27 protein-coding genes are annotated in these 26039 nt (G+C 59.8%); 10 read left to right on the plus strand and 17 right to left on the minus strand.

What is annotated here, in order from left to right; all coding sequences use genetic code 11:
- The 3 genes from mreD to mreB form a co-directional block, all read right to left on the minus strand.
- Complete coding sequence (gene mreD, locus PSH80_RS22340) at positions 1 to 489, minus strand: rod shape-determining protein MreD (RefSeq protein ID WP_057438103.1); 489 nt, start codon at positions 487 to 489, stop codon at positions 1 to 3.
- Complete coding sequence (gene mreC, locus PSH80_RS22345) at positions 489 to 1487, minus strand: rod shape-determining protein MreC (protein ID WP_370693751.1); 999 nt, start codon at positions 1485 to 1487, stop codon at positions 489 to 491. Before mreC ends, mreD begins: the two co-directional genes overlap by 1 nt.
- Before the next feature lie 186 nt (positions 1488 to 1673).
- Positions 1674 to 2711, minus strand: coding sequence for a rod shape-determining protein MreB (gene mreB / locus PSH80_RS22350; RefSeq protein WP_002555108.1), 1038 nt, complete (start codon positions 2709 to 2711; stop codon positions 1674 to 1676).
- Positions 2712 to 2921: 210 nt separating this feature from the next.
- Here mreB and gatC point away from each other — a divergent pair, with 210 nt between their 5' ends.
- From gatC to PSH80_RS22380, 6 genes are all read left to right on the plus strand, one after another.
- Positions 2922 to 3209 carry an Asp-tRNA(Asn)/Glu-tRNA(Gln) amidotransferase subunit GatC gene (gatC, locus tag PSH80_RS22355; protein WP_057958450.1) on the plus strand — a complete coding sequence of 96 codons (288 nt, stop codon included), beginning with the start codon at positions 2922 to 2924 and terminating at the stop codon, positions 3207 to 3209.
- A gap of 16 nt (positions 3210 to 3225) precedes the next feature.
- Complete coding sequence (gene gatA, locus PSH80_RS22360; RefSeq protein ID WP_057958449.1) at positions 3226 to 4677, plus strand: Asp-tRNA(Asn)/Glu-tRNA(Gln) amidotransferase subunit GatA; 1452 nt, start codon at positions 3226 to 3228, stop codon at positions 4675 to 4677.
- 10 nt (positions 4678 to 4687) lie between these two features.
- Positions 4688 to 6133: an Asp-tRNA(Asn)/Glu-tRNA(Gln) amidotransferase subunit GatB gene (gatB, locus tag PSH80_RS22365; protein ID WP_057438093.1), complete on the plus strand. Its 1446-nt coding sequence runs from the start codon at positions 4688 to 4690 to the stop codon at positions 6131 to 6133.
- 120 nt (positions 6134 to 6253) lie between these two features.
- A complete protein-coding gene (locus PSH80_RS22370; protein ID WP_120734144.1) occupies positions 6254 to 6625 on the plus strand; it encodes a septal ring lytic transglycosylase RlpA family protein in 372 nt (123 codons plus the stop codon).
- Positions 6626 to 6723: 98 nt separating this feature from the next.
- Positions 6724 to 7734 (plus strand): calcium/sodium antiporter, encoded by a 1011-nt coding sequence (locus PSH80_RS22375; RefSeq protein WP_233093235.1) that lies wholly within the window; start codon positions 6724 to 6726, stop codon positions 7732 to 7734.
- Positions 7731 to 8114 (plus strand): carboxymuconolactone decarboxylase family protein, encoded by a 384-nt coding sequence (locus PSH80_RS22380; protein ID WP_057958446.1) that lies wholly within the window; start codon positions 7731 to 7733, stop codon positions 8112 to 8114. The genes PSH80_RS22375 and PSH80_RS22380 overlap by 4 nt, the downstream gene beginning before the upstream one ends.
- A 69-nt stretch (positions 8115 to 8183) precedes the next feature.
- Here PSH80_RS22380 and PSH80_RS22385 read toward each other — a convergent pair whose 3' ends face one another.
- The 5 genes from PSH80_RS22385 to kdgD form a co-directional block, all read right to left on the minus strand.
- On the minus strand, positions 8184 to 9125 hold the full coding sequence (locus PSH80_RS22385) for an AEC family transporter (protein ID WP_057438376.1): 942 nt from the start codon (positions 9123 to 9125) through the stop codon (positions 8184 to 8186).
- A gap of 111 nt (positions 9126 to 9236) precedes the next feature.
- Positions 9237 to 10790 (minus strand): galactarate dehydratase, encoded by a 1554-nt coding sequence (garD, locus tag PSH80_RS22390; protein WP_169989520.1) that lies wholly within the window; start codon positions 10788 to 10790, stop codon positions 9237 to 9239.
- Positions 10791 to 10802: 12 nt separating this feature from the next.
- Entirely contained in the window at positions 10803 to 12167 is a 1365-nt protein-coding gene (locus tag PSH80_RS22395) for an MFS transporter (RefSeq protein WP_029291889.1), read from the minus strand.
- Positions 12168 to 12270: 103 nt separating this feature from the next.
- The gene (locus tag PSH80_RS22400; RefSeq protein ID WP_057958440.1) at positions 12271 to 13716 is read right to left on the minus strand and encodes an aldehyde dehydrogenase family protein; all 1446 of its coding nucleotides are present in this window, start codon (positions 13714 to 13716) and stop codon (positions 12271 to 12273) included.
- 54 nt (positions 13717 to 13770) lie between these two features.
- Positions 13771 to 14682, minus strand: coding sequence for a 5-dehydro-4-deoxyglucarate dehydratase (gene kdgD / locus PSH80_RS22405; RefSeq protein WP_057438078.1), 912 nt, complete (start codon positions 14680 to 14682; stop codon positions 13771 to 13773).
- A gap of 227 nt (positions 14683 to 14909) precedes the next feature.
- Here kdgD and PSH80_RS22410 point away from each other — a divergent pair, with 227 nt between their 5' ends.
- Positions 14910 to 16067: a hypothetical protein gene (locus PSH80_RS22410; RefSeq protein WP_057958439.1), complete on the plus strand. Its 1158-nt coding sequence runs from the start codon at positions 14910 to 14912 to the stop codon at positions 16065 to 16067.
- Positions 16068 to 16255: 188 nt separating this feature from the next.
- Positions 16256 to 16450: a hypothetical protein gene (locus PSH80_RS22415; protein WP_198799643.1), complete on the plus strand. Its 195-nt coding sequence runs from the start codon at positions 16256 to 16258 to the stop codon at positions 16448 to 16450.
- A gap of 23 nt (positions 16451 to 16473) precedes the next feature.
- Here PSH80_RS22415 and PSH80_RS22420 read toward each other — a convergent pair whose 3' ends face one another.
- The 8 genes from PSH80_RS22420 to rplM form a co-directional block, all read right to left on the minus strand.
- On the minus strand, positions 16474 to 17223 hold the full coding sequence (locus PSH80_RS22420) for a FadR/GntR family transcriptional regulator (protein WP_057958438.1): 750 nt from the start codon (positions 17221 to 17223) through the stop codon (positions 16474 to 16476).
- A 158-nt stretch (positions 17224 to 17381) separates the two neighbouring features.
- Complete coding sequence (locus PSH80_RS22425) at positions 17382 to 17795, minus strand: ClpXP protease specificity-enhancing factor (RefSeq protein WP_057438071.1); 414 nt, start codon at positions 17793 to 17795, stop codon at positions 17382 to 17384.
- 17 nt (positions 17796 to 17812) lie between these two features.
- Positions 17813 to 18430 carry a glutathione S-transferase N-terminal domain-containing protein gene (locus tag PSH80_RS22430; protein ID WP_027604841.1) on the minus strand — a complete coding sequence of 206 codons (618 nt, stop codon included), beginning with the start codon at positions 18428 to 18430 and terminating at the stop codon, positions 17813 to 17815.
- A 150-nt stretch (positions 18431 to 18580) separates the two neighbouring features.
- Positions 18581 to 19360, minus strand: coding sequence for a cytochrome c1 (locus PSH80_RS22435; protein ID WP_120734147.1), 780 nt, complete (start codon positions 19358 to 19360; stop codon positions 18581 to 18583).
- Positions 19360 to 20571 carry a cytochrome bc complex cytochrome b subunit gene (locus tag PSH80_RS22440; RefSeq protein WP_003188526.1) on the minus strand — a complete coding sequence of 404 codons (1212 nt, stop codon included), beginning with the start codon at positions 20569 to 20571 and terminating at the stop codon, positions 19360 to 19362. Before PSH80_RS22440 ends, PSH80_RS22435 begins: the two co-directional genes overlap by 1 nt.
- Positions 20571 to 21164, minus strand: a complete 594-nt coding sequence (gene petA / locus PSH80_RS22445; RefSeq protein ID WP_032860120.1) for a ubiquinol-cytochrome c reductase iron-sulfur subunit — start codon at positions 21162 to 21164, stop codon at positions 20571 to 20573. Before petA ends, PSH80_RS22440 begins: the two co-directional genes overlap by 1 nt.
- 267 nt (positions 21165 to 21431) lie before the next feature.
- A complete protein-coding gene (gene rpsI / locus PSH80_RS22450) occupies positions 21432 to 21824 on the minus strand; it encodes a 30S ribosomal protein S9 (RefSeq protein WP_003171743.1) in 393 nt (130 codons plus the stop codon).
- A gap of 14 nt (positions 21825 to 21838) precedes the next feature.
- Positions 21839 to 22267, minus strand: a complete 429-nt coding sequence (gene rplM / locus PSH80_RS22455; protein WP_029291908.1) for a 50S ribosomal protein L13 — start codon at positions 22265 to 22267, stop codon at positions 21839 to 21841.
- A gap of 248 nt (positions 22268 to 22515) precedes the next feature.
- Between rplM and PSH80_RS22460 the strand changes: the two genes are divergently transcribed.
- Entirely contained in the window at positions 22516 to 23556 is a 1041-nt protein-coding gene (locus PSH80_RS22460) for an NADP(H)-dependent aldo-keto reductase (protein ID WP_305418350.1), read from the plus strand.
- Between the two features lie 102 nt (positions 23557 to 23658).
- On the opposite strand, the gene PSH80_RS22465 is transcribed toward PSH80_RS22460, so the two are convergent.
- Positions 23659 to 24795, minus strand: coding sequence for an acyl-CoA dehydrogenase family protein (locus PSH80_RS22465; protein ID WP_057958436.1), 1137 nt, complete (start codon positions 24793 to 24795; stop codon positions 23659 to 23661).
- Between the two features lie 220 nt (positions 24796 to 25015).
- On the opposite strand from PSH80_RS22465, the gene PSH80_RS22470 reads away from it, so the two are divergent.
- Positions 25016 to 25936, plus strand: a complete 921-nt coding sequence (locus PSH80_RS22470; RefSeq protein ID WP_169866093.1) for a GlxA family transcriptional regulator — start codon at positions 25016 to 25018, stop codon at positions 25934 to 25936.
- Positions 25937 to 26039 lie beyond the last annotated feature (103 nt).

The raw sequence follows: 26039 nt of genomic DNA on the forward strand, positions 1-26039 counted from the left end.
TCAATTGATTTTATAGCGGCGACACAAACCACGCAGACCGAAGCTGACCCATGGCCACAACAGCGCGCTGACCAGCGCCGGCAAGACCAGCGCGAGGGTCGGCTGGCGGTTACCGGTCAAGGCGCTAAGCCACAGTTGCACCAACTGGGCCAGACCGAAGATCACCAGGATCACCAGGCATTGCTGCCACATCGGAAACATGCGCAGGCGTTGCTGCAGCGACAGCACCAGGAAGGTGATCAGCGTGAGAATCAAGGCGTTCTGGCCGAGCAAGGTGCCATACATCACGTCTTCAGCCAGCCCCAGGCACATCGCGGTGACCATGCCGACCTTGTGCGGCAAGGCCAGGGCCCAGAAGGCCAGCAGCAAGGCCAGCCACAGCGGGCGCAGGATTTCCATGAATTGCGGCATCGGCGAAACGCTGAGCAACATACCGATGGCGAAGGTCAACCAGACCATCCAGCCATTGCGTGAATGTGTACCGGCCATTATTGCGCCCCCTGTCGAGTGGTTGCCGGCGCAGGTGCAGCAGCAGGCGTGGACGCCGCAGGCCTGACCGGCCGGGCAGGTGTTGCCGAAGCGGGCGCGGCGGGTGCAGCCGGTGTCGCCACTGGCGCTGCCGGTGTCGCAGGCTTGGGTACGGTTGCGGTGCCGTCCTGCCGGTCCTGCGCTTCCTGGGCCTGGGCAGCCTCGTTGGCGCGCTCTTCCGGCGTGCGCGTGTCACTGAACACCAGCAACAGGTAGCGGCTACGGTTCAGCGCGGCTGTCGGCACGGCACGGACAATCGCGAATGGCTGGCCGGAATCGTGGATCACTTCCTTGACCGTCGCCACCGGATAGCCCGCCGGGAATCGCTGGCCGAGGCCGGAGCTGACCAGCAGGTCGCCTTCCTTGATGTCAGCGGTGTCGGCCACATGCCGCAATTCCAGGCGTTCCGGGTTGCCGGTACCGCTGGCAATCGCCCGCAGGCCATTGCGATTGACCTGCACCGGAATGCTGTGGGTGGTGTCGGTGAGCAGCAGCACGCGGGAGGTATAGGGCATCAACTCCACCACCTGGCCCATCAGGCCACGGGCATCGAGCACCGGCTGGCCAAGGACCACGCCATCGCGCTCGCCCTTGTTGATGATGATGCGATGGGTGAAGGGGTTGGGGTCCATGCCGATCAACTCGGCCACTTCGACCTTTTCGTTGACCAACGCGGAAGAATTGAGCAACTCGCGCAGCCGGACGTTCTGCTCGGTCAGGGCCGCAAGCTTTTGCATGCGCCCCTGCAGCAGCAGGTTTTCGGTCTTGAGCTTTTCGTTCTCGGCCACCAGTTCTGTGCGGCTGCCAAACTGGCTGGCCACACCTTGCCATAGCCGTTGCGGCAGGTCGGTGATCCAGTAGGACTGCATCAATACCAGCGACATCTGGCTACGCACTGGCTTGAGCAGTGTGAAGCGGGCATCGACCACCATCAGCGCGACCGATAGCACGACCAGCACCAACAAGCGCACGCCCAATGAGGGGCCTTTAGTGAAGAGCGGTTTAATAGGCCGCTACTCCCGGGCAGATATTCTCTTTATTCATACGGCATCAAACCGGCCTGGATGCAGATTGAAGAAGATAAACGCCAACAGGCAGCACTGCAAAGTGCTGCCTGTTGATGAAACATGGTGCAACCAACGATCTTATTCGCTGGAGAGCAGGTCCATGGTGTGTTTATCCATCATTTCCAGTGCACGACCACCGCCACGGGCAACGCAGGTCAGCGGGTCTTCGGCGACGATCACCGGCAGGCCGGTTTCCTGGGCCAGCAGCTTGTCGAGGTCACGCAGCAAGGCGCCACCACCGGTCAGCACCAGGCCACGCTCGGCGATATCGGAAGCCAGTTCCGGCGGCGACTGCTCCAGCGCGCTCTTGACCGCCTGAACGATGGTGGCCAGGGACTCTTGCAGAGCTTCCAGCACTTCATTGGAGTTCAGGGTAAAGGCACGTGGCACGCCCTCAGCCAGGTTGCGACCGCGAACATCGACTTCGCGCACTTCGCCACCCGGGTAGGCGGTACCGATTTCCTGCTTGATGCGCTCGGCGGTGGATTCGCCGATCAGGCTGCCGTAGTTACGACGCACATACGTGATGATCGCTTCGTCGAAGCGGTCGCCGCCAACCCGTACGGATTCGGCATACACCACGCCATTGAGGGAGATCAGGGCGATTTCAGTGGTACCGCCACCGATATCCACCACCATCGAACCGCGCGCTTCTTCAACCGGCAGGCCGGCACCGATGGCAGCGGCCATTGGCTCTTCGATCAGGAACACTTCGCGGGCACCGGCACCAAGGGCCGATTCACGGATGGCACGACGCTCCACCTGGGTGGATTTGCACGGTACGCAGATCAGCACACGAGGGCTGGGCTGCAGGAAACTGTTTTCATGAACCTTGTTGATGAAGTACTGCAGCATCTTCTCGCAGACACTGAAGTCGGCGATCACGCCGTCTTTCATCGGACGAATGGCGGCAATGTTGCCAGGTGTACGGCCGAGCATGCGCTTGGCCTCGGTGCCCACGGCAACGACACTTTTCTGATTACCATGGGTCCGAATGGCCACAACCGATGGCTCATTCAGGACGATACCGCGCTCGCGCACGTAAATAAGGGTGTTGGCAGTGCCCAGGTCGATGGAAAGATCGCTGGAAAACATGCCACGCAGTTTCTTGAACATGGGAAAGGGACCCTAGGCAACGCGTGGGTAAAAAAGTGCGGCAAACTCTAACAACGACAGGGATTTTGGGCAAGGCGCCAATGTGCTAAATTGGCCGACTTTCTGTGCACCTAACCCCACAATCGCGGCCTTATGACCGTAGAAATGCGGTAGTGTTCCGACAATCTAACACACGGATAGCTTCCGTTCTGTTTTCCACTGGAGAATCCCATGGCGCTTGAACGCTCCGACGTGGAAAAAATCGCTCATTTGGCCTGCCTGGGCCTCAATGAAGCCGATCTTCCACAGACCACCGCAGCCCTGAACAGCATTCTCGGGCTGGTCGACCAGATGCAAGCGGTGAATACCGATGGCATCGACCCCCTGGCCCACCCACTGGAAGCCAGCCAGCGCCTGCGCGCAGACGTCGTGACCGAACGCAATAATCGCGAGGCCTACCAGTCCATCGCACCAGCGGTCGAAAACGGCCTGTACCTGGTTCCGAAAGTCATCGACTAAAGGGAAAGAGCCTGCAATGCATCAATTGACTCTGGCCGAGATCGCCCGCGGTCTCGCCGACAAAAAGTTTTCTTCCGAAGAGCTGACCAAGGCCCTGCTGGCGCGTATCGCCGCGCTGGATCCGAAGGTCAACAGCTTCATCAGCCTCACCGAAGATCTGGCCCTTAGCCAGGCCAAGGCCGCTGACGCCCGTCGCGCCAACGGTGAAGGCGGCGCGCTGCTGGGTGCGCCAATCGGTCACAAGGACCTGTTCTGCACCCAGGGCATCCGCACCAGCTGCGGCTCGAAGATGCTCGACAACTTCAAGGCGCCCTACGATGCGACCGTGGTCGCCAAGCTGGCCGAAGCCGGGGCCGTGACCCTGGGCAAGACCAACATGGACGAATTCGCCATGGGCTCGGCCAACGAATCGAGCTACTACGGCGCGGTGAAAAACCCGTGGAACCTGGAGCACGTGCCCGGCGGTTCGTCCGGTGGTTCGGCTGCAGCCGTGGCCGCCCGCCTGCTTCCGGCCGCCACTGCCACCGATACCGGCGGCTCGATCCGCCAGCCTGCCGCGTTCACCAACCTCACCGGCCTGAAACCGACCTACGGTCGTGTTTCCCGCTGGGGCATGATTGCCTACGCGTCCAGCCTCGACCAGGGCGGCCCTTTGGCTCGCACTGCCGAAGACTGCGCAATATTGTTACAAGGCATGGCCGGGTTCGATGCGAAGGACTCCACCAGTATTGATGAGCCGGTGCCGGACTACAGCGCCAGCCTCAATACCTCGATCCAAGGCCTGCGCATCGGCGTGCCGAAAGAGTATTTCAGCGCCGGCCTCGACCCGCGTATCGCCGAGCTGGTGCACAACAGCGTCAAGGAGCTGGAAAAGCTCGGCGCGGTGATCAAGGAAATCAGCCTGCCGAACAACCAGCACGCAATTCCGGCGTACTACGTGATCGCCCCGGCAGAGGCCTCGTCGAACCTGTCGCGCTTCGACGGCGTGCGTTTCGGCTACCGCTGTGAAGACCCGAAAGACCTCACCGACCTGTACAAGCGCTCCCGTGGCGAAGGTTTCGGCGTGGAAGTACAACGCCGGATCATGGTCGGTGCCTACGCCCTGTCGGCCGGTTACTACGACGCGTACTACCTCAAGGCGCAAAAGATCCGTCGCCTGATCAAGAACGACTTCATGGCAGCCTTTAATGAAGTCGACGTGATCCTCGGCCCAACCACGCCAAACCCGGCCTGGAAGATCGGCGCCAAGACCGGCGACCCGATCGCCGAATACCTGGAAGACCTGTACACCATCACCGCCAACCTCGCCGGCCTGCCGGGCTTGTCCATGCCTGCAGGCTTTGTCGACGGTTTGCCAGTGGGCGTGCAACTACTCGCCCCGTATTTCCAGGAAAGCCGCTTGCTCAATGTGGCGCACCAGTACCAGTTGCACACTGACTGGCACACTCGCACCCCAACCGGCTTCTGAGGAGAACACTATGCAATGGGAAGTTGTGATCGGGCTGGAGATTCATACCCAGCTCGCCACCCAATCGAAGATTTTCTCCGGTAGCGCCACCACGTTCGGCTCCGAGCCCAACACCCAGGCCAGCCTGGTAGACCTGGGCATGCCTGGCGTACTGCCAGTACTGAACCAGGAAGCCGTGCGCATGGCGGTGATGTTCGGCCTGGCGATTGACGCCGAGATCGGCCAGCACAACGTGTTTGCGCGCAAGAACTACTTCTACCCGGACCTGCCCAAGGGCTACCAGATCAGCCAGATGGAATTGCCGATCGTCGGCAAGGGCTACCTGGATATCCCTCTGGAAGACGGCACGATCAAACGCGTCGGCGTGACCCGTGCGCACCTGGAAGAAGATGCCGGCAAGAGCCTGCATGAAGAATTCAATGGCGCCACCGGCATCGACCTGAACCGCGCCGGCACGCCGCTGCTGGAGATCGTGTCCGAGCCGGACATGCGCAGTGCCAAGGAAGCCGTGGCCTACGTCAAGACCATCCACGCGCTGGTGCGCTACCTGGGCATCTGCGACGGCAACATGGCCGAAGGCTCCCTGCGTTGCGACTGCAACGTGTCGGTGCGGCCAAAAGGCCAGGTCGAGTACGGCACCCGCTGCGAGATCAAGAACGTCAACTCGTTCCGTTTCATCGAGAAGGCGATCAACACCGAAGTCCGTCGCCAGATCGAGCTGATCGAAGACGGCGGCAAAGTGATCCAGCAGACCCGCCTGTACGACCCGAACAAAGACGAAACCCGTGCCATGCGCAGCAAAGAGGAAGCCAACGACTACCGTTACTTCCCCGATCCGGACCTGTTGCCAGTGGTGCTCGAGGATTCGTTCCTCAATGACGTGCGCGCCACCCTGCCGGAATTGCCACCGCAAAAACGCGAGCGTTTCCAGGCGCAGTTCGGTCTGTCGGTGTATGACGCCAGCGTGCTGGCTTCGAGCCGCGAGCAAGCCGACTACTTCGAAAAAGTCGTGAGCATTGCCGGTGACGCCAAGCTGGCCGCCAACTGGGTCATGGTCGAACTGGGCAGCCTGTTGAACAAACAGGGCCTGGAAATCGACGAAGCCCCGGTCTCGGCCGAACAACTGGGCGGCATGTTGCTGCGCATCAAGGACAACACCATCTCCGGCAAAATCGCCAAGACCGTATTCGAGGCCATGGCCAGCGGTGAAGGCAACGCCGACGAGATCATCGAGAAGCGCGGCCTCAAGCAAGTCACCGACAGCGGCGCCATCTCGGCCGTGCTGGATGAAATGCTGGCGGCCAACGCCGAGCAGGTCGAGCAATACCGTGCGGCGGATGAAGCCAAGCGCGGCAAGATGTTCGGCTTCTTTGTGGGCCAGGCGATGAAAGCCTCCAAAGGCAAGGCCAACCCGCAACAGGTGAACGAATTGCTCAAGAGCAAGCTCGAAGGCTGACAGCAATGAATGGTCCGAGCGGGATTTTACTTGCGACTCGGACCCCATGTGGGAGCGGCGGTGCGACGACTCGAAGCGTCGCACCGCCGCTCCCACATTTGTAATGGGGATATTTTGATAATGAAGCGTCTACTCGGCCTCTGCGCCCTGTTCTCCCTGCTCACCGGCTGCGCCAGTGGCCTGATCGACCCCAACGGTTACGACGAAACCGGCACCGCGTCCTACTACGGCGCCAAGCACCACGGCAAGAAAACCGCCAGCGGTGAACCCTTCAACCAACACGCAATGACCGCTGCCCACCGACGCCTGCCATTCGGCACGCGGGTGCAGGTCACCAACCTGTCCAACGATAGATCCGTGGTGGTACGCATCAATGATCGCGGCCCACACATTCGTGGCCGACTGATTGATCTTTCACGCCAGGCCGCCGAGCAGTTGGGTATGCTGCGCAGCGGAATCGCGCGCGTGCGCGTACAAGCCCTGAGCAACTGACTGTCGGAGCCCTGACCATTTTCGGATTAAGCGCCCTCTCGCCCATCAGCCTGATTGAACTGATCAGCGGCCTGCTGCTGCTGATTGCCGGCGCCGAAATGCTGGTACGCGCCGCCGTGCGCCTGGCCGCCAGCCTCAAGGTCAGGCCGCTGATCATTGGCTTGAGCATCGTGGCCTTTGGCAGCAGCGCGCCGCAAATCGCCGTCAGCCTGCAGGCCACCCTGGCCGGCAATACCGATATTGCCGTGGGCAGTGTGATCGGCAGCAGCATCTTCAATATCCTCGTCACCCTGGGCCTGTCGGCGCTGATCATTCCCTTGCGCGTGTCGCGCCAACTGGTGCGCCTGGATATCCCGGTGATGATCGGCGCCAGTCTGCTGCTGTTTATTCTCGCCAGCGATGAAGCCCTGACCCCGCTTGACGGCCTGACCTTGCTGGTCGCCCTACTCGCCTACCTAGCCCTGTTGCTGTACCAGACCCGCCATTCGCGCCGCCCACGGACCCGCGACACCGTGGTGCAGGCGCCGTGGCTGAGCAGTTTGCTGTGGATGATCGGTGGGCTCGTGCTGCTGGTGTTCGCCGGGCATCTGGTGCTGGGGGCGGCTGTGGAAGTGGCCGGCGACCTGGGCCTGTCCGAGCGGGTGATCGGCCTGACCATTGTTGCCGTCAGTACCTCCCTGCCGTGCCTCGCCACATCCCTGATCGCCGCCGTACGCGGCGAGCGGGAGATTGCGGTGGGCAACGTGATCGGCAGCAACCTGTTCAACCTGTTGGGGGTACTGGGCTTTACCGCGCTGGTGGCGCCGTCGCCCTTGTCGGTATCGCCCAATGCCCTGGATTTCGACCTGCCGGTAATGCTCGGCGTCGTGGTGTTGTGCTTGCCGGTGTTTTACACCGGCTACCGCATTACCCGCGCCGAAGGCTTGCTGCTGCTGGGGTTGTATCTGGCGTATGGGCTGCATGTGCTGTCGTTCACCACCGGCATGCCGCTGGCCAATAAACTCGAACAACTGATGCTGTACTACGTCCTGCCAGCGCTGGTGGCTTTCCTGTTGTTCACCTCGCTGCGAGCCTGGCGCCGCCAACACCACAAGAGGGAATCGCAATGACCGATCAACCGAAATCCGGCGAGCAAATGCGTCGCCAGGTCATGGGTGATGTGTTTGTCGACCGCGCGCTGGGCAATGCCACCGAATTCACCCAGCCACTGCAGGACTTCGTCAACGAACATGCCTGGGGCGGGGTGTGGAACCGTGAAGGCCTGCCACTGAAGACCCGCAGCCTGATTACACTCGCGGCATTGACCGCCTTGAAGTGCCCGCAGGAACTCAAGGGCCATGTGCGCGGCGCACTGAATAATGGCTGTACTGTTGAAGAAATTCGCGAGGCGCTGCTGCATTGCGCGGTGTATGCCGGCGTGCCGGCGGCGATTGATGCGTTTCGGGCGGCGCAGGAAGTGATTGAGGCGTATCAGTCAGGCCCGCAGTGACTGTTAGATCGCTATCGCGGGCAAGCCCGCTCCCACAATTTTGATTGTGCTCACCTTCACCAGAACATTTCAGATCCAGCCACCCGCCTGCAACACGAAGATCCCGATATTAGTGGTCACCGCCGCCATCAAGGTGGTGATCACAATGATCGCTGCCGCCAACTCGTGGTTGCCCTGGGCCGCGCGAGCCATGACAAAACTGGCGGCGGCCGTCGGCGCGCCGAAATACAAAAACAGGATCCCCAGTTCCGGCCCGCGGAACCCGTACAGCCACGCGCCGGCAGTCGCCACCAGGGGCAGCCAGATCATCTTCATCAGGCTGGCGCTCAGAGCAATGCTGCCGCTTTTCCGCAGGGCCGCCATGGACAACGTGCCGCCGATACAGATCAACGCCAATGGCAATGTGGTATCTGCCAGGTATTGCCCGGACTTTTCCAGCCAGCCGGGCAAGCCAATCTGGAAATACGCGAAGGGTGTGGCCGCAATCACGCTGATAATCAATGGATTGGCCAACACGCTTTTGCAGATGCTCCACGGATCGGACTTGATCACCGGACTGTAGACCGCCAGCACGATGGTCGACAGGGTGTTGTAGAACAGGATCACCAGGGCGGCGAGGATCGCGCCAAGGGAAATCCCGTAGTCGCCGTACATACTGGCCGCCAGTGCCAGGCCGATCACCCCGTTGTTACCACGAAATGCACCTTGGGCATAAATACCCCGGTCCTCACGCGGGCAACGGAAAATCGCCCACCCCCAGGCCAGGGCGAAGCCGACCAACGTCGCAACCGAGAAATAAATCAGCAGTTCTGGCTTGAGCGCCGAATGCAGGTCGGCGTGCAGAATCCCCAGAAACAGCAACGCCGGCATGGTGACGTTAAACACCAAGGCCGACGCAGTGTGGATAAAGTCGTCGTTGATCCAGTTGATGCGCTTGAGCAGGACGCCCAGGAACAGCATGGCAAACACCGGCGCGGTGATGGTCAGGGTTTGCAGGAAGATAGCCAGCATGCCAGGGAGAACCTTGGTGAGGGTCAGTAGGTGGCTAATCATAAAACATCCAGCACCATTGCGCCCGGCAGGTCGCCATCGCGAGCAAGCCCGCGATGATGCGACACGGTCTCAGGTGATCGGCGCCGGATTGAACAACGTAATGTCATTGTGCAATTTATGCCGCTCGGCCCAGGTCTGCTTCTTGCCACTGGCTACATCCAGGTAGAAGTGGAACAACTCCCAGCCCAGCTCCTCGATGGTCGCACGGCCGGTGGCGATGCGTCCGGCGTCGATATCGATCAGGTCTGGCCAGCGCTGGGCCAGTTCCGTGCGGGTCGAGACCTTCACCACCGGCGCCATCGCCAGCCCGTAAGGCGTGCCGCGACCGGTGGTGAAGACGTGCAGGTTCATCCCCGCCGCCAGTTGCAAGGTGCCGCAGACAAAATCGCTGGCCGGTGTCGCGCAAAAGATCAGGCCTTTGCCCTTGAAGCGCTCGCCCGGCCCCAGTACACCATTGATCGCGCTGCTGCCGGATTTGACGATGGAGCCCAGGGATTTTTCGACAATGTTCGACAACCCGCCCTTCTTGTTGCCCGGCGTGGTGTTGGCGCTGCGGTCGGCCTCGCCCTTGGCCAAGTAGCGGTCGTACCAGTCCATTTCCCGTACCAGTTCCCGGGCAACGTCTTGGCTCTCGGCACGGGAGGTCAGCAGGTAAATGGCATCGCGCACTTCAGTGACTTCGGAAAACATCACCGTCGCCCCGGCCCGCAGCAATAAGTCCGAGGCGTAACCCAGCGCCGGGTTGGCGGTGATCCCGGAAAACGCGTCGCTGCCGCCGCATTGCATGCCGAGGATCAGCTCCGAGGCCGGTACGGTCTCCCGCCGGCGCAGGTCGAGTTTCTTCAGGCGGACTTCGGCCAGCGCCATGATCTGCTCGATCATTTCACTGAAGCCGTGGCTGGCGTCCTGCAGGCGGTACAGCCACGGCTCGCTGAGGTCAACCGAGCTGTCGTTGTCGTGCATCACTTGCCCGGCCTGCAATTTCTCGCAGCCCAGGCTGATCACCAGCGCTTCGCCCCCCAGGTTCGGGTTGCGCGCCAGGTTGCGCACAGTGCGGATCGGGATATAGGCGTCGGTGGCGGTAATGGCCACGCCACAGCCGTAGCTGTGGGTCAGTGCCACTACGTCATCGACATTCGGGTACTTGGGCAGCAACTCGTCCTTGATGCGCTTGACCGCATGGTCCAGCACGCCGGTCACGCACTGCACAGTGGTGGTGATGCCAAGGATATTGCGCGTACCGACGGTGCCGTCGGCATTGCGATAGCCTTCGAAAGTAAAGCCTTCCAATGGCGCCTGGGCCTCGGGGACCTCGGTGGACAGCGGCAGGCTGTCCAGCGGCGGTGCGGTAGGCATGCGCAGTTGATCTTCCTGGACCCAACTGCCGCGCGGTATCGGCTGCAAGGCGTAACCGATGGTTTGGCCATAGCGAATGATCTGACCACCTTGCGGGATATCTTCCAGGGTCACCTTGTGGCTCTGGGGGATGAACTCCACGGTCACCAGGCCGTCCGGGAACTCGGTGCCCGCCGGCACGCCCTGGTCATTGACCACGATTACTACGTTGTCGCGCTCGTGCAGACGAATGGAGCGCGGCGAGTCGGCATGTTCAATCAACTGCATCACACGGCCCCTTCAGGATTGCGCTTGGGAAAGGTTAGTCAACTCGGGGCCTTTGCTCGGTGGCTCGTTGAGCACCACGCGCTTGATCGGGCCGACGATCACCAGGTAGCTGAATACCGCCACCAGCGCATTGGCGCCGACGAACACCAGGGCCCACTTGAACGAACCGGTAGTGCTGATGATGTAGCCAATCACGATGGGCGTGGTGATGGAAGCCAGGTTGCCGAAGGTGTTGAACAAGCCGCCGCTGAGGCCGGCGATTTGTTTCGGCGAGGTGTCAGACACCACCGCCCAACCCAGTGCGCCAACGCCTTTGCCGAAGAAGGCCAGGGCCATAAAGCCGACCACCATCCATTCCACATCCACGTAGTTGCAGGCAATGATGCTACTGGAGACCAACAAACCGGCAATGATCGGCGCCTTGCGAGCGAAGGTCAGGGAGTGGCCCTTGCGCAACAGGTAATCGGAAATCACCCCGCCCAGCACGCCGCCGATAAAACCGCAGATCGCCGGCAACGAGGCGATAAAACCGGCCTTGAGGATGGTCATGCCACGGTCCTGCACCAGGTACACGGGGAACCAGGTGAGAAAGAAGTAGGTAATACCGTTGATGCAGTACTGGCCCAGGTAGACCCCGAGCATCATGCGGTTGGTCAGCAACTGGCGGATGTAATCCCACTTCGGCCCGTCGGTTTTCTTACCCTTGGCCTTGTCCTGATCCATATCGACCATCGCCCCGTTGGCAGCGATGTGGTTGAACTCGGCTTCGTTGATCAGCGGGTGCTGGCGCGGGCTGTAGATTACTTTCAGCCAGATCAGCGAGAACACGATGCCGATCACGCCCATCACGATAAACACGTGCTGCCAGCCGAAGCTGTAGACGATCCAGCCCATCAGCGGTGCAAACAACACGGTGGCGAAGTACTGCGCCGAGTTGAAGATCGCCGAAGCCGTACCGCGTTCGGCAGTGGGGAACCAGGCCGCGACAATCCGTGCGTTACCGGGGAAGGATGGCGCCTCTGCCAGGCCCACCAAGAATCGCAGCATAAACAGCGCCACCACGGCGGTGGAGACCCCGAACTCACCGACATAGCCTTGCAGCACGGTGAACAGCGACCAGGTGAAGATGCTCAGGGCATAGACTTTTTTCGAGCCGAAACGGTCGAGCAGCCAGCCGCCGGGGATTTGCCCGGCCACATAGGCCCAACCGAACGCAGAGAAGATATAACCGAGGGTGACCGCGTCGATGCCGAGGTCTTTTTGCAGGCTGGAACCTGCGATGGCGATGGTGGCGCGGTCGGCGTAGTTGATCGTGGTCACCAGGAACAGCATGAGCAAGATCAAATAACGGACGTGCGTCGGCTTGGTCGCTTGCATGTAGATGTACTCCCACTAATTATTTTTTTTGCGGGTAATGGTTTTGGTGCTGCGCACTGCTTTTTTGTGGGAGCTGGATTGCCGGCTCCCACACGTATTGCGTTTACGAGCCGATGTAGCTGGTTTTCACCACGGTGTAGAACTCTTGCGCATAGCGACCTTGCTCACGCGAACCGTAGGATGAGCCCTTACGCCCACCAAAGGGAACGTGATAATCCACACCCGCCGTCGGCAGGTTGACCATCACCATCCCGGCCTGGGAGTGGCGCTTGAAGTGGTTGGCATACTTGAGCGAGGTGGTGGCAATGCCTGCCGACAAACCGAACTCGGTGTCGTTGGCCATGGCCAGTGCCGCTTCGTAGTCCGCCACGCGCACGACATTGGCCACCGGGCCGAAGATTTCTTCACGGCTGATGCGCATGGCGGCCTGGCTGTCGGCGAACAGAGTCGGCGCCAGGAAGTAACCTTCGGTGTCACACGTCACCAAACCACCACCGCTGACCAGCCGCGCACCCTCGCCCTGGCCGATGTCGATGTATTTCAGGTCCTGGTCCAGTTGGGCCTGGGACACCACCGGTCCGATATCGGTGCCGGCGTGCAGGGCATGGCCGACCTTGATCGACTGCATGCGCTCGGCCATGGCCGCGACGAACCGGTCGTGGATCCCCGCCGTGACGATAAAGCGGCTGGACGCCGTGCAACGCTGGCCAGTGGAGTAGAACGCGCTCTGCACCGACAACTCGACGGCCTGCTTGAGGTCGGCATCGTCGAGAATGATCTGCGGGTTTTTGCCGCCCATTTCCAACTGCACCTTGGCCTGGCGCGACACGCAACTGACTGCGATCTGTCGGCCCACGCCCACGGAGCCGGTAAAGCTGATGCCATCGACCTGCGGGCTGTTGACCAGCGCATCGCCGACGACGCGGCCGCTGCCCATCACCAGGTTGAACACGCCACTGGGGAAGCCGGCGCGGGAGATGATTTCGGCCAGGGCCCAGGCACAGCCGGGCACCAGGTCTGCCGGCTTGAGCACCACGCAGTTGCCGTAGGCCAGGGCCGGGGCGATTTTCCAGGCGGGGATGGCAATCGGGAAGTTCCACGGGGTGATCAGGCCCACCACGCCCAAGGCTTCGCGGGTGACTTCGACATTGACCCCAGGGCGCACCGACGGCAGGTAATCACCGGACAGGCGCAGGCACTCGCCGGCAAAAAACTTGAAGATATTACCGGCACGGGTCACTTCGCCGATGGCTTCCGGAAGGGTCTTGCCCTCTTCGCGGGCCAGCAGCGTACCGAGTTCTTCACGGCGGGCGAGGATCTCGCTGCCGACTTTATCCAGGGCGTCATGCCGGGCCTGGATGCCGGAGGTCGACCACGCCGGGAACGCTGCGCGGGCTGCGTCGATGGCGGCGTTGACCTGGGCCAGGTCGGCCGTGGCGAAATCGCCGATGACATCCGACAGATCCGACGGGTTGATATTGCTTGAGTAGTCCGCACCGGCCACCCATTGGCCGCCGATGTAGTTGTCAAAACGCTTGGCTTGGGACACGCCTCTTCTCCTTACGCAAAAAGCCGCTGATCACTCAGCGGCTTTATTAATGGGTTACTGCGCACCTTGCTTGTCGATCAGCGCGGCCAGGGCTTCGTATTCTTCTGGCAGCAGATCGGTCAGCGGGGTACGTACCGGGCCTGCGTCATAGCCGGCGATTTTTGCGCCCGCCTTGACGATGCTCACGGCATAGCCGGCCTTGCGGTTACGCAGGTCCAGGTAAGGCAGGAAGAAGTCGTCGATGATCTTGTTGACGGTGGCGTGATCTTCCCGGGCAATCGCATGGTAGAAGTCCATCGCGGTCTTGGGAATAAAGTTGAAGACTGCCGAGGAGTACACCGGCACGCCCAGGGCCTTGTAGGCAGCGGCGTAAACCTCTGCAGTCGGCAAGCCGCCCAGGTAGCTGAAACGATCACCGAGACGACGGCGGATCGACACCATCAGCTCGATATCACCCAGGCCATCCTTGTAGCCGATCAGGTTCGGGCAACGTTCGGCCAGGCGCTCCAGCAGCGGCGCGGTCAGGCGGCAGACGTTGCGGTTGTAGACCACCACACCGATTTTTACCGACTTGCACACTGCCTCGACATGGGCGGCGACGCCGTCCTGGCTGGCTTCGGTCAGGTAGTGCGGCAACAGCAGCAGGCCCTTGGCTCCCAGGCGCTCGGCTTCCTGGGCGTACTCGATGGCCTGGCGGGTGGAGCCGCCGACACCGGCGAGGATCGGCACGCTGGTGGCGCAGGTATCAACGGCGGTTTTCACCACTTGGGCGTATTCACTGGCTGCCAGGGAGAAAAACTCACCGGTGCCGCCCGCCGCAAACAACGCAGAGGCGCCATACGGGGCCAGCCACTCCAGGCGCTTGATATAGCCCGCCGGGTGGAACTCACCCTGGGCATTGAAATCGGTGACCGGGAAAGACAGCAGACCGTGGGAGAGGATGGACTTCAGTTCTTGTGGATTCATTATTTGAACACCCTGGGCAAAGACGAAGACTGGAACGTTATTATTGATGTCGTACGTCATCGTACAACTATAAAAATGTTCGTCAACCTTCTTTTGTCGGCTTGCCGGTATTTCGAGGTCATTAGTAGCGAGCGCCTTGACGTAGGGAATTATTCCTCTATTCTCGCAATGACTGTATATGCATACAGTTATTAAGGAAGATTCCTACGACATAGCAAGGAGCTAACATGTCAGAACTTGAATCGGTCATTACCCGCAAAACCCTCCCCTCCCTGCGCTTTGAAGGCGGCGAGCACACCGCCATTGGCGATGACACCCAGCTGCGCTTCGTGCAGGGCGCGCCCTCTATTCCGGGCGCGCAAGTCAAGCTTCACCTACCCAACGGCCTGGCCCTGACCTATGGTCAGATCATCTCCCTGGGCGGTGACTTCTACGGAATTCCCGGCCAGCCCATCAGTGACGGTGCGTCACCCACCGAGCGTGTGCAGCGCTTCACCGCCGCGTTTAACTCGCTGGCGACTTTGCCGGCGTCACGGGAGGAAGCGGGCAAAATCCTCGCGGTCATGCAAAAAGAGATCAACGCAGTGAAGCAGGCCATTCAGGATGGCAAGCAACCCCATGAGGCCTACGACGCACTAGGAGATACGTTGTCTGAAGAGTGGAACCGTATCACCGGCGGCGGCAGCGTGGTTTCAGCCATGGTTCCCCTGGGGCGCTACTTGAAGCTGGCGGCCGATAATGCCGACCATTTCGGCGAGTGGGCGCTGTCTGCCTACCTGGCCGGGCATTCTGCCGCCCTGCAACAAGCGGTGGTGGCTCACCAAAGCGGCAGCGGCCAGCAATTGGAACTGGCTTACGCCATGAACAGCTTTGCTGATCACTTCTTGACCGACCTGTTTTCCGCAGGGCACCTGCGCGTCCCACGCAAACAACTGGCGGCCGTGGTGACACCGGGTGAACTGGGGTCGTTGATCAGCCGCTTTATGCACGATGAAGACAGCAAGTTCGGGCTCAATGTGCGCAATGCCCTGGGCGATGAGTGGCATGCCTATGGCGACAAACGCTATTTCGATAGCAATGACGCCGCCAACCGCACCCAGGTCAAGCGTGCGGTACAGGCTTCGGCCGATGAGATCTTCGACGCGTACATCAGCGGTATCGCGCCCTCCCCGGCCACATTCAAGGCACCACTGCATGTGCCGGACTTGAACGCGGCGAACAATCCAGCGAATAACTTTTCGCCGCTGTTCAAGGCCGAGGGCGACAAGGTGTTGCGGCGCAAGGACGTCAACAACTTGAATGACAAGCAGTGGACCAATGATTGGTGGGGGTGGAGTACGTATCTGTTGCTTAAGGACTACAAGCCAAATAACCCGCTGCCTTGATGTAGCCACAGCGCCCCTGTGTACGGATGACTCGTATACAGGGACCGTTCGTCGTCACTGTGAATTCTGACAGTATCAGCGATGTACCCGTCGCCCCTAGATTGAACGCCACCACCGGGCAACCTCAGCCGCAAGAGGTGCAGTCACCCTGGAGGCCCTTCAGTAATCGAGAAATAGTGAGGCATGCCATGGCTACTAGAAAATGCACGTTTACATCCAAATCCAATAAATTCAAAGCAGCGACGCAGAATATCGATGCTGTGGACCTACCCAATATCGGTGATACCGTTCAACTTGATGGTGGTCCGCCTGAATTGATCATAGGCAAAAACTTCCAAATCAAAAATGGCGAAGTTAAGCAAATCGACTTTTTCCTGGCGTAAATGCCTCCCTAGCAATCACCGAATTACCCCCGCTGCGCCTGCGCTTCTTCATGAGCCTGGCGCAGCCGCTCTCGACTATTGGTCAAATGCAATCTCATCGCCGCCCGCGCCGCATCCGAATCCTGGCGGGCAATCGCCTCATAAATCTCTTCGTGCTCACGGCTCAGGCGGCTCATGTAGTGCTGCTGGTCGTCATGGGCCAGGCGCGCAGAATTCAGGCGGGTCCGCGGAATAATGCTGGTGCCCAGGTGGGTCATGATATCGGTGAAGTAACGGTTGCCGGTGGACAGGGCAATCTGCAAGTGGAACTGGAAGTCCGACGCTACCGCATCACTGGCGTGCGCTGCACTTTCATTCAGGGCATCTAGGGCCGCGCGCATCGCTGCCAACTGCTCGTCACTGCGACGCTGGGCCGCGAGACCAGCAGACTCCACTTCCAGGCTGATGCGCAATTCGAGGATCGCCAGTACATCACGCAGCGTGACCACGGTCGCCGGATCAATGCGGAACCCGCTGGGGCTCGGCGTATCCAGCACAAAGGTGCCGATGCCATGCCGGGTTTCCACCTGCCCGGCTGCCTGCAGCCGCGAGATCGCTTCGCGCACCACCGTGCGGCTGACCCCATGGGCTTCCATGATGGCTGACTCGGTGGGCAGTTTGTCGCCACGCTTGAGCTGGCCATCGCGGATCTGTTCGGACAACACCGTGACCAGTTCCTGGGCAAGGCTACGGCGCTTGCGGGGAAGACGCGGGGCTGTGCTGAGGTTTTCCATGGGCAGGCAACTATCTCGATGATTCAAAAGGGCATCATAGCCCAAGCGAGTTGTACGATCACCGCCCTGCATGATTTGCCCAAGGTTTATCGCGCGCAAAAAAATGCCCCAGCCTAAGCCGGGGCATTTTCAACACATGCCCGAAGGCGCATGTTTTATCACTTCACCACTTTCAAGCTCGGCCGGCCGCTAGGGCGCGGTGGCTCGGAATCAGGTGGCGGCAGATCATCTTCAATTTCAATCGCTTCGTCGTCTTCAAGGGACGACTCCAGATCAAACACCATGCCCTGGCCATTCTCCCGGGCATAAATGCCCAGGATCGCGCCGATGGGCACATAGAGCGTATGGGGTACCCCACCAAAACGCCCTTCAAAGCTGACCGCTTCATTGTCCATGTGCAGTTGACGCACGGCACTGGGTGAAACGTTCAGGACAATCTGTCCGTCACTGGCAAAACCTTGTGGCACCTGCACCGCAGGAAACTCGGAATTGACCAGCATATGCGGGGTGCAATCGTTGTCCACAATCCACTCGTAGAGCGCGCGGACCAGGTAAGGTCGACTGGAGTTCATCAACGGCTCCTTAAGCCTTAGCGCATATCACGTTCGACGCCAGACAGACTTGCCTGGAAAGCCTCACGCGCAAACTGGCGCTCCATGTAATCAAGCAGCGGCTTGGCAGGCCGCGGCAGTTCAATGCCCAGAATCGGCAAACGCCAGAGTATGGGTAATAGGCAGCAATCCACCAGGCTTTGTTCCTCACTGAGGAAAAAAGGTTTGTCGGCGAACAATGGAGAAACGCCGGTCAGGCTCTCGCGCAATTCCTTACGCGCCTGCACACGGGCCGCTTCTTTGCTGCGTGTATCCAGAATCAGATCCACCAGCCCACACCAGTCACGCTGGATCCGATGGATCAGCAGGCGGCTGTTGGCACGCGCCACCGGATACACCGGCAGCAAAGGTGGATGGGGGTAACGCTCATCCAGATATTCCATCACCACGGTTGACTCCCACAACGCCAGGTCACGATCGACCAGGGTGGGCAAGCTGCCGTAAGGGTTCACTTCGATCAGTTTCGGCGGGTGACGTCCCACCTCCACACTGATGATCTCGGCGCTGACACCCTTCTCTGCGAGCACGATGCGTACTCGGTGGGAATAGTGGTCGGCGGGGTCGGAGTAACAGGCCAACCGGTTGGTCACGCCCATGGCGGTCCTCCTCGCTTGTTGAAATTATCGAAAGCTCAAAAACGAGCGCGCCCAGAAAGCATCTCCTGTAACACCTGGATCAACCAGAGCGTTACCCGTTCAGAGACGTCGCTGGGCGCGCAAGATTAACAGCAATTGCCTAAGGTTGGATCAATGCACATCCTTCCAGTATTCACGCTTGAGCAAATAAGCGAATACGAAGAAGAAAGCCAGGTACAGCAACACATAGGTACCGATGCGTTGATGCTCCAGTTTGACCGGGTTGGCGGAGTAAGCCAGGAAGGTCACCAGGTTCTTGACCTTCTCGTCGAACTGCTCCTCGTTCAGCGCGCCGCTCTTGGGCACGATGGTCAGTTGGTCACAGGCTTCGTGGGTCAACGGCGTGCCGGTCAGCGGGTCATATTGCTTCTTGCCGTTTTCCACGACTTGAACCTGCTTGCATCCGACCACCTGACGGCCTTGCAGGCCGACCAGCACGTTAGGCATACCCACGTTCGGGAAGACCTTGTTGTTCACGCCCCATGGGCGCGTAGGGTCTTCGTAGAACGATTTCAGGTAGCCATACAGCCAGTCGGTACCACGTACGCGTGCTACCAGGGTCAGGTCGGGCGGTGCAGCCCCGAACCAGGCCTTGGCGTCGGCCGGTTGCATGCCGATGTTCATGTGGTCGCCAATCTTGGCACCGGTGAACACCAGGTTCTTGAGCATCAGCTCATGAGGGATGCCCAGGTCATCGGCCACGCGCTCGTAACGCTGGAACTTGGCGCTGTGGCAGCCCATGCAGTAGTTGGCGAACGTACGGGCGCCGTCTTGCATGGCAGCCTTGTCAGAAACGTCAATGTCGACTTTTTCCAGTGCCACGCCAGACCCGGCCGCGAAGGACAGTGTCGGCAGGGCAGCAAGAATCAATGCAGCGAATAATTTTTTCATCAGCCAGTCACCCTTTCCGGAACCGGTTTTGTCTTCTCGAGCCGGGTGTAGAACGGCATCAGAATGAAGTAGGCGAAGTACAGGAAGGTGCAGACCTGCGACAGCAACGTCCGCTCAGGGGTCGGCGCCAGTACGCCCAGCACGCCCAGGATCACGAACGAGATGCAGAACACCCACAGCCAGATTTTGCTCAGCCAGCCCTTGTAGCGCATGGACTTGACCGGGCTACGGTCGAGCCAAGGCAACACGAACAGCACCGCAATGGCCGCACCCATGGCGATAACGCCCATGAGCTTGTCGGGGATCGCCCGCAAAATGGCGTAGAACGGCGTGAAGTACCAGACCGGGGCAATGTGTTCCGGGGTCTTGAATGCGTTCGCCTGTTCGAAGTTAGGCTTTTCGAGGAAATAGCCGCCCATTTCCGGGAAGAAGAACACAATCGAGCAGAAGACGAACAGGAACACCACCACGCCGACGATATCTTTCACGGTGTAGTAAGGGTGGAAAGGAATGCCGTCCAGCGGAATGCCGTTCTCGTCCTTGTGCTTCTTGATGTCCACGCCGTCCGGGTTGTTCGAACCCACTTCGTGCAGCGCCAGGATGTGCAGCACCACCAGACCGAGAATCACGATCGGCAAGGCCACCACATGCAAGGCAAAGAAGCGGTTCAGGGTGATGCCCGAAATCAGGTAGTCACCACGGATCCACTGGGTCAGGTCGTTGCCGATGACCGGGATCGCGCCAAACAGCGAGATGATCACCTGGGCACCCCAGTAGGACATCTGGCCCCAAGGCAGCAGGTAGCCCATGAAGGCCTCTGCCATCAGTGCCAGGTAGATCAGCATGCCAAACACCCACACCAGCTCACGCGGCTTCTGGTACGAGCCGTAGAGCAAGCCACGGAACATGTGCAGATAGACCACGATGAAGAACGCCGAAGCGCCAGTGGAGTGCAACAGACGCAGGATCGAGCCGTACTCGACGTCGCGCATGATGTATTCGACGGAGGCAAATGCTTCTTCCGCCGACGGGGTGTAGCTCATGGTCAGCCAGACACCGGTCACGATCTGATTGACCAGTACCAGCAATGCCAGGGAGCCAAAGAAATAGAAGAAGTTGAAGTTCTTCGGCGCGTAATACTTGCTGAGATGGTCTTCCCACATTTTGGTGGCGGGGAAGCGCGCATCCACCCAATCCATGAACTTGCTCATTACGCGCTCTCCTTATCGACACCAATGACAATAACGTCGTCAGATTCGTAGTTGTGCGGCGGAACCGGCAGGTTCAACGGAGCAGGCTGGGATTTGTAGACGCGACCGGCCAGGTCGTAGTGGGAACCGTGGCAAGGGCAGAAATAGCCGCCAACCCAGTCCTTGCCCAGATCCACAGGCGCGACTTCCGGGCGGAAGGTCGGCGAGCAGCCCAGGTGCGTGCAAAGACCGACCAGCAGCAGAATCTCTGGCTTGATCGAACGCGCTTCGTTTTGGGCGTAGGCGGGTTGTTCGGAATTCTTGGATTCGGGGTCAGACAACTGGCCCTCGATTTTCTTCAGATTCCCCAGGATTTCCTCGGTACGACGAACGATGAATACTGGCTGGCCGCGCCACTCAGCAATCATCTGCTGGCCTGGCTCGATCTTGCTGACATTCACCTTCACCGGTGCACCTGCGGCTTTCGCCTTGGCACTGGGAAACCATGACCCCACGAACGGGACCGCAGCCCCCACCGCTCCTGCAGCACCCACAACGGATGTGGCTGCTACCAAGAAGCGACGCCGGCCTGCATTCACGCCGTCATTGCTCATTCAGTCCTCTCCCATCAGCTTTTTGGCCTGTTAAATCAGGCGTCTACTAAGTATTAAATCTGAACTTATAAAAATTTTGCCGAATGGTAATGAAAAGCCCCACCTCTGACAAGGTAATTACCCGGAGCCTAAGCCCCAAGCCTTGTAGTATAGGGGGTCTACGGATGTGGCAAGTTGTCACACAGAAAAAACCTGCATAAAAAGCGGGCAATAAAAAACGCCCAGCTCCGCGAGGAGGCTGGGCGTTTTTGTGGAACGTAAAGCGAATTAACGCTTCGAGTACTGCGGACGCTTACGCGCTTTACGCAGACCGACTTTCTTACGTTCAACTTCACGGGCATCACGAGTCACGAAGCCAGCTTTGCGCAGAGCGCCGCGCAGGGTTTCGTCGTACTGCATCAGAGCGCGAGTGATACCGTGGCGGATTGCGCCAGCTTGACCACTTACACCGCCACCGATAACGGTGACGTAGATGTCGAACTTTTCAACGGTCTCGGTCAGTTCCAGCGGCTGACGAACTACCATGCGGGCAGTTTCGCGGCCGAAGAAGTTGTCCAGAGTGCGGTTGTTGATCGAGATGTTACCAGTGCCCGGACGCAGGAAAACGCGTGCGGTTGCGGTTTTGCGACGGCCAGTGCCGTAATTTTGAGTCGCCGACATAATGAACTATTCCGTTAAAACTTCAGTTCTTGGGGCTGCTGAGCAGCATGAGGGTGAGCAGCGCCCGCATAGACTTTCAGCTTGCGATACATGTCGCGACCCAGTGGGCCCTTCGGCAGCATACCTTTAACCGCGATCTCGATCGGGGCTTCAGGCTTCTTGGCAATCAGGCCTTCGAAGTTCGAAGACTTGATACCGCCTGGGAAACCGGAGTGACGGTAGTACATTTTGTCGCTTGCTTTGTTGCCGGTTACACGAACCTGCTCAGCGTTGATGATTACGATGTAGTCACCGGTATCAACGTGAGGGGTGTACTCAGGCTTGTGCTTGCCACGCAGACGGCTGGCGACTTCAGTGGCCAGACGACCCAGGGTCTGACCAGCGGCGTCGACGACAAACCAGTCGCGCTGAACTGTTTCCGGTTTTGCAGTAAAAGTTGTCATTCTTTAATAGCCTCAGGGGCCGCCCTGTAAATTAGACGGCGGATCTTACTGAATAGTGCGTACTTTGACAAGTCAAAGGCAGCCGGATACAGACGCTATCGGGGGCTCGGGTCAGCGCGTCCGTTCAACGGCAAGATTCTTCGGCAGGCGGCGCATCACTTCCACTGCAGAAAGAGGTGGGCAATTATGCAGATTGCGAAAAAAAATTCAACCTGCTTTTATGATTGTTTTCCCCGAAGGAGCACCCGATGGATTATCGACAGCTGGGCCGGACCGATCTGAACGTGAGCGCGATCTGCCTCGGGACCATGACCTGGGGCGAGCAAAACACCGAGGCAGAGGCCTTCGCCCAGATTGAAAGAGCCAAAGGTGCGGGGATCAACTTCCTCGATACCGCAGAAATGTACCCGGTCCCCCCCAAGGCTGACACCTACGCCACCACCGAACGCTACATCGGCAACTACTTCAAGAGTCGGGGTGACCGCGCCGACTGGATCCTCGCCAGCAAGATCGCCGGCCCCGGCAACACCATCGACTACATCCGCGACGGCCAGCTCAAGCACAACCGCAAGCACATCGTCGACGCCCTGGACGCCAGCCTCAAGCGCCTGCAGACCGACTGGATCGACCTGTACCAACTGCACTGGCCGGAACGCAGCACCAACTTCTTCGGCCAACTGAGCTACAAGCATCAGGAAGAGCCCGACCTCACACCGCTGGAAGAAACCCTCGAAGCCCTCAACGAGCAGGTCAGGGCCGGCAAGATCCGCCATATCGGCCTGTCCAATGAAACGCCGTGGGGCACCATGAAGTTCCTGGCCCTGGCCGAGGCCCGTGGCTGGACCCGCGCGGTATCGATTCAGAACCCCTACAACCTGCTCAACCGCAGCTTTGAAGTGGGCCTGGCAGAAGTCGCCATCCGTGAGCAATGTGGCTTGCTGGCATATTCGCCACTGGCATTCGGCATGCTCAGCGGCAAGTACGAAGGCGGCGCACGGCCGGCCAAGGGTCGCTTGAGCCTCTACAGCCGCTTTAGCCGCTACTTCAACCCGCAATCGGAAGCCGCGTGCAGCCGCTATGTAGCCCTGGCCCGCGAGCACGGCCTGGACCCGGCGCAGATGGCCCTGGCGTTTGTCACGCAGCAGCCGTTTGTGACCAGCAATATCATTGGCGCGACGACGCTTGCGCAGTTGGACAGCAATATCGCCAGTGCTGATCTGAAACTGTCGAAAGAGGTGTTGGACGGGATCGAGGCGATTCAGAAGGATCACCCGAATCCTGCGCCTTGATTGACCTTCAGGCCGCCATCGCAGGCAAGCCAGCGCCCACATTTGATCGGTAATGTGGGCGCTGGCTTGCCTGCGATGGCGGCCCTCAACAGCACCAGAGATTCAAAGCGCCCGCGCAATGATCTCCTTCATGATCTCATTGGTCCCCGCATAAATGCGCTGTACCCGCGCATCCGCCCAGGCCCGGGCTATCGGGTATTCCCACATGTAACCGTAGCCGCCGTGCAACTGCACACACTCATCGAGCACCTTGCATTGCAGGTCAGTGGTCCAGTATTTGGCCATCGCCGCCGTCGGCACATCCAGCTTGCCTTGCAGGTGCTGTTCCAGGCACTTGTCGACAAACACCCGACCAATCTGCACCTCGGTGGCGATCTCCGCCAGCTTGAAGCGGGTGTTCTGGAAGTCGGCAATCGCCTTGCCGAACGCCTTGCGCTCGCGGGTGTAGTCCAGGGTCCATTGCAGCGCCGCCTCGGCCGACGCCAGGGCGCCGATCGCCACGGTCAGGCGCTCCTGGGGCAGCTCCTGCATCAGGTAGGCAAAGCCCATCCCCGCCTGGCCCAGCAGGTTCTCCTTGGGCACCCGCACGTCCTGGAAGAACAGCTCGGAGGTGTCCTGAGCCTTCATCCCGACCTTTTCCAGGCGCTTGCCCTTGTCGAAGCCCGGCGTATTGGCCTCGACCAGAAACAGACTGGTGCCCTTGGCGCCGGCCTTGGGATCGGTCTTGGCCACCACAATCACCAGGTCCGCCAGGAAGCCATTGGTAATAAAAGTCTTGGAGCCGTTGATTACATACTCATCGCCGTCCAGCACGGCGGTGGTCTTGACCCCTTGCAGATCAGACCCGGCGCCCGGCTCGGTCATGGCAATGGCCGTGACCATCTCCCCGGAAACGAGCTTGGGCAGGTACTTGTGCTTCAGCGCCTCGCTGCCGTAATGCAGGATATACGGCGCAACAATGTCCGAATGCAGGGAGAAGCCAATCCCGGTCAGCCCCAGGCGGCCGATCTCTTCGATCACCACGGTGCTGTAGAGAAAGTCGGCGCCCAGGCCGCCATATTCCTCCGGCAGGTGCGAGCACAGCATCCCCGCCTCCCCCGCCTTGCTCCACAGGGCGCGATCAATATGGCCCTGCTTTTCCCATTGCGCATGGTACGGCACCGCGTCTTTTTCGAGGAAGGTGCGCACGCTCTGGCGGAAGAGTTCGTGCTCGGAGCTGAACAAGGTTCTGGGAATCATGAGTCACCTGCGTCGATTGTCGGACAAAAACAAGATCACAGAGCCTAAGCTGCACGGACGTCACAGGACACTGGACACATGCGACAAAAAATAAGACGATCCAGCCGTTAGTTGACCACTTTCCCCTATAAGAATAATCGAAATTATGTCTAACCTCGTCTCCACGCCCTTGCGGCGCGTCAGCATTTTGGCCATTGACCGGGTGTTTGCTTCCACCCTCATGCAAGCCAAGGATTTCTTCCACCTCGCCAGCCTGCGTTACGGCAAACAGCAGGGCCTGGGCCTCACGCCAGCCTTTGAAACCCGCCTGGTAAGCCCCGACGGGCAATCGGTGTGCAGCTTCAGCGATGTGATCATGCCGGTCGACGGCGGCCTGGAAAACGCCGATATCATTGTGCTGCCGGCCTTCTGGGATGACTTCGACGCCCTGAGCAAACGCTACCCACAGATCCTGCCCTGGCTGCGCGAGCAACATGCGCGCGGGGCGGTGTTATGCGGTGAGGCCACCGGGGTGTTCTGGCTCGCCGAAGCCGGCCTGCTCGATGGCAAGGAGGCGACCACCTACTGGCGCTTCTTCAACGCCTTCAGCGAACGCTTCCCCAAGGTCCAGCTCAATCAGGACAAGCACCTGACCGACGCCGACAACCTGTACTGCGCCGGGGGCACCACGTCAGCCTGCGATCTCTACATTTATCTGATCGAGCGCTTCTGCGGCGCCAACATCGCCCAGGCCGTGGCCCGCGACATCCTTTACGAAGTGCAGCGCAGCTACGCGCCGGGACGCATCGGTTTTGGTGGGCAGAAGCTGCACCAGGATGTGATCATCCTGCAGATCCAGCATTGGCTCGAAGAGCACTTCGCCGACAAGTTCCGCTTTGAAGACGTGGCCCGAGAACACGGCATGAGCATCCGCAACTTTATGCGGCGCTTCCAGACCGCTACCGGCGACAAGCCGCTGCACTACCTGCAACGCCTGCGCATCGAGACGGCCAAGGGGTTGCTGTCGGGCAGCCGCAAGAGCATCAAGACCATCAGCTATGAGGTGGGCTACGACGATGCGAGCTTTTTTGCGCGGCTGTTCAGGCAGCACACGGAACTGTCGCCGAACCAGTATCGCCAGCAGTTCCAGCAGGCCGCCTAACTAAAGCCGGACACAATCAAATGTGGGAGCGGGCTTGCTCGCGAATGCGGTGTGTCAGTTAACGAATAAGTCGACTGATACACCGCATTCGCGAGCAAGCCCG

The sequence above is a fragment of the Pseudomonas sp. FP818 genome (genome assembly GCF_030687335.1).
GTDB classification, from domain to species: Bacteria; Pseudomonadota; Gammaproteobacteria; order Pseudomonadales; family Pseudomonadaceae; genus Aquipseudomonas; species Aquipseudomonas shahriarae.

What these genes read in the sequence shown, in the direction of transcription:
- mreD (WP_057438103.1), bottom strand. Translation starts at nt 489, where the DNA reads ATGGCCGGTACACATTCACGCAATGGCTGGATGGTCTGGTTGACCTTC.
- mreB (WP_002555108.1), bottom strand. Translation starts at nt 2,711, where the DNA reads ATGTTCAAGAAACTGCGTGGCATGTTTTCCAGCGATCTTTCCATCGAC.
- gatC (WP_057958450.1), top strand. Translation starts at nt 2,922, where the DNA reads ATGGCGCTTGAACGCTCCGACGTGGAAAAAATCGCTCATTTGGCCTGC.
- gatA (WP_057958449.1), top strand. Translation starts at nt 3,226, where the DNA reads ATGCATCAATTGACTCTGGCCGAGATCGCCCGCGGTCTCGCCGACAAA.
- gatB (WP_057438093.1), top strand. Translation starts at nt 4,688, where the DNA reads ATGCAATGGGAAGTTGTGATCGGGCTGGAGATTCATACCCAGCTCGCC.
- PSH80_RS22370 (WP_120734144.1), top strand. Translation starts at nt 6,254, where the DNA reads ATGAAGCGTCTACTCGGCCTCTGCGCCCTGTTCTCCCTGCTCACCGGC.
- PSH80_RS22375 (WP_233093235.1), top strand. Translation starts at nt 6,724, where the DNA reads ATGCTGGTACGCGCCGCCGTGCGCCTGGCCGCCAGCCTCAAGGTCAGG.
- PSH80_RS22380 (WP_057958446.1), top strand. Translation starts at nt 7,731, where the DNA reads ATGACCGATCAACCGAAATCCGGCGAGCAAATGCGTCGCCAGGTCATG.
- PSH80_RS22385 (WP_057438376.1), bottom strand. Translation starts at nt 9,125, where the DNA reads ATGCTGGCTATCTTCCTGCAAACCCTGACCATCACCGCGCCGGTGTTT.
- garD (WP_169989520.1), bottom strand. Translation starts at nt 10,790, where the DNA reads ATGCAGTTGATTGAACATGCCGACTCGCCGCGCTCCATTCGTCTGCAC.
- PSH80_RS22395 (WP_029291889.1), bottom strand. Translation starts at nt 12,167, where the DNA reads ATGCAAGCGACCAAGCCGACGCACGTCCGTTATTTGATCTTGCTCATG.
- kdgD (WP_057438078.1), bottom strand. Translation starts at nt 14,682, where the DNA reads ATGAATCCACAAGAACTGAAGTCCATCCTCTCCCACGGTCTGCTGTCT.
- PSH80_RS22410 (WP_057958439.1), top strand. Translation starts at nt 14,910, where the DNA reads ATGTCAGAACTTGAATCGGTCATTACCCGCAAAACCCTCCCCTCCCTG.
- PSH80_RS22415 (WP_198799643.1), top strand. Translation starts at nt 16,256, where the DNA reads ATGGCTACTAGAAAATGCACGTTTACATCCAAATCCAATAAATTCAAA.
- PSH80_RS22420 (WP_057958438.1), bottom strand. Translation starts at nt 17,223, where the DNA reads ATGGAAAACCTCAGCACAGCCCCGCGTCTTCCCCGCAAGCGCCGTAGC.
- PSH80_RS22425 (WP_057438071.1), bottom strand. Translation starts at nt 17,795, where the DNA reads ATGAACTCCAGTCGACCTTACCTGGTCCGCGCGCTCTACGAGTGGATT.
- PSH80_RS22430 (WP_027604841.1), bottom strand. Translation starts at nt 18,430, where the DNA reads ATGGGCGTGACCAACCGGTTGGCCTGTTACTCCGACCCCGCCGACCAC.
- PSH80_RS22435 (WP_120734147.1), bottom strand. Translation starts at nt 19,360, where the DNA reads ATGAAAAAATTATTCGCTGCATTGATTCTTGCTGCCCTGCCGACACTG.
- PSH80_RS22440 (WP_003188526.1), bottom strand. Translation starts at nt 20,571, where the DNA reads ATGAGCAAGTTCATGGATTGGGTGGATGCGCGCTTCCCCGCCACCAAA.
- petA (WP_032860120.1), bottom strand. Translation starts at nt 21,164, where the DNA reads ATGAGCAATGACGGCGTGAATGCAGGCCGGCGTCGCTTCTTGGTAGCA.
- rpsI (WP_003171743.1), bottom strand. Translation starts at nt 21,824, where the DNA reads ATGTCGGCGACTCAAAATTACGGCACTGGCCGTCGCAAAACCGCAACC.
- rplM (WP_029291908.1), bottom strand. Translation starts at nt 22,267, where the DNA reads ATGACAACTTTTACTGCAAAACCGGAAACAGTTCAGCGCGACTGGTTT.
- PSH80_RS22460 (WP_305418350.1), top strand. Translation starts at nt 22,516, where the DNA reads ATGGATTATCGACAGCTGGGCCGGACCGATCTGAACGTGAGCGCGATC.
- PSH80_RS22465 (WP_057958436.1), bottom strand. Translation starts at nt 24,795, where the DNA reads ATGATTCCCAGAACCTTGTTCAGCTCCGAGCACGAACTCTTCCGCCAG.
- PSH80_RS22470 (WP_169866093.1), top strand. Translation starts at nt 25,016, where the DNA reads ATGCAAGCCAAGGATTTCTTCCACCTCGCCAGCCTGCGTTACGGCAAA.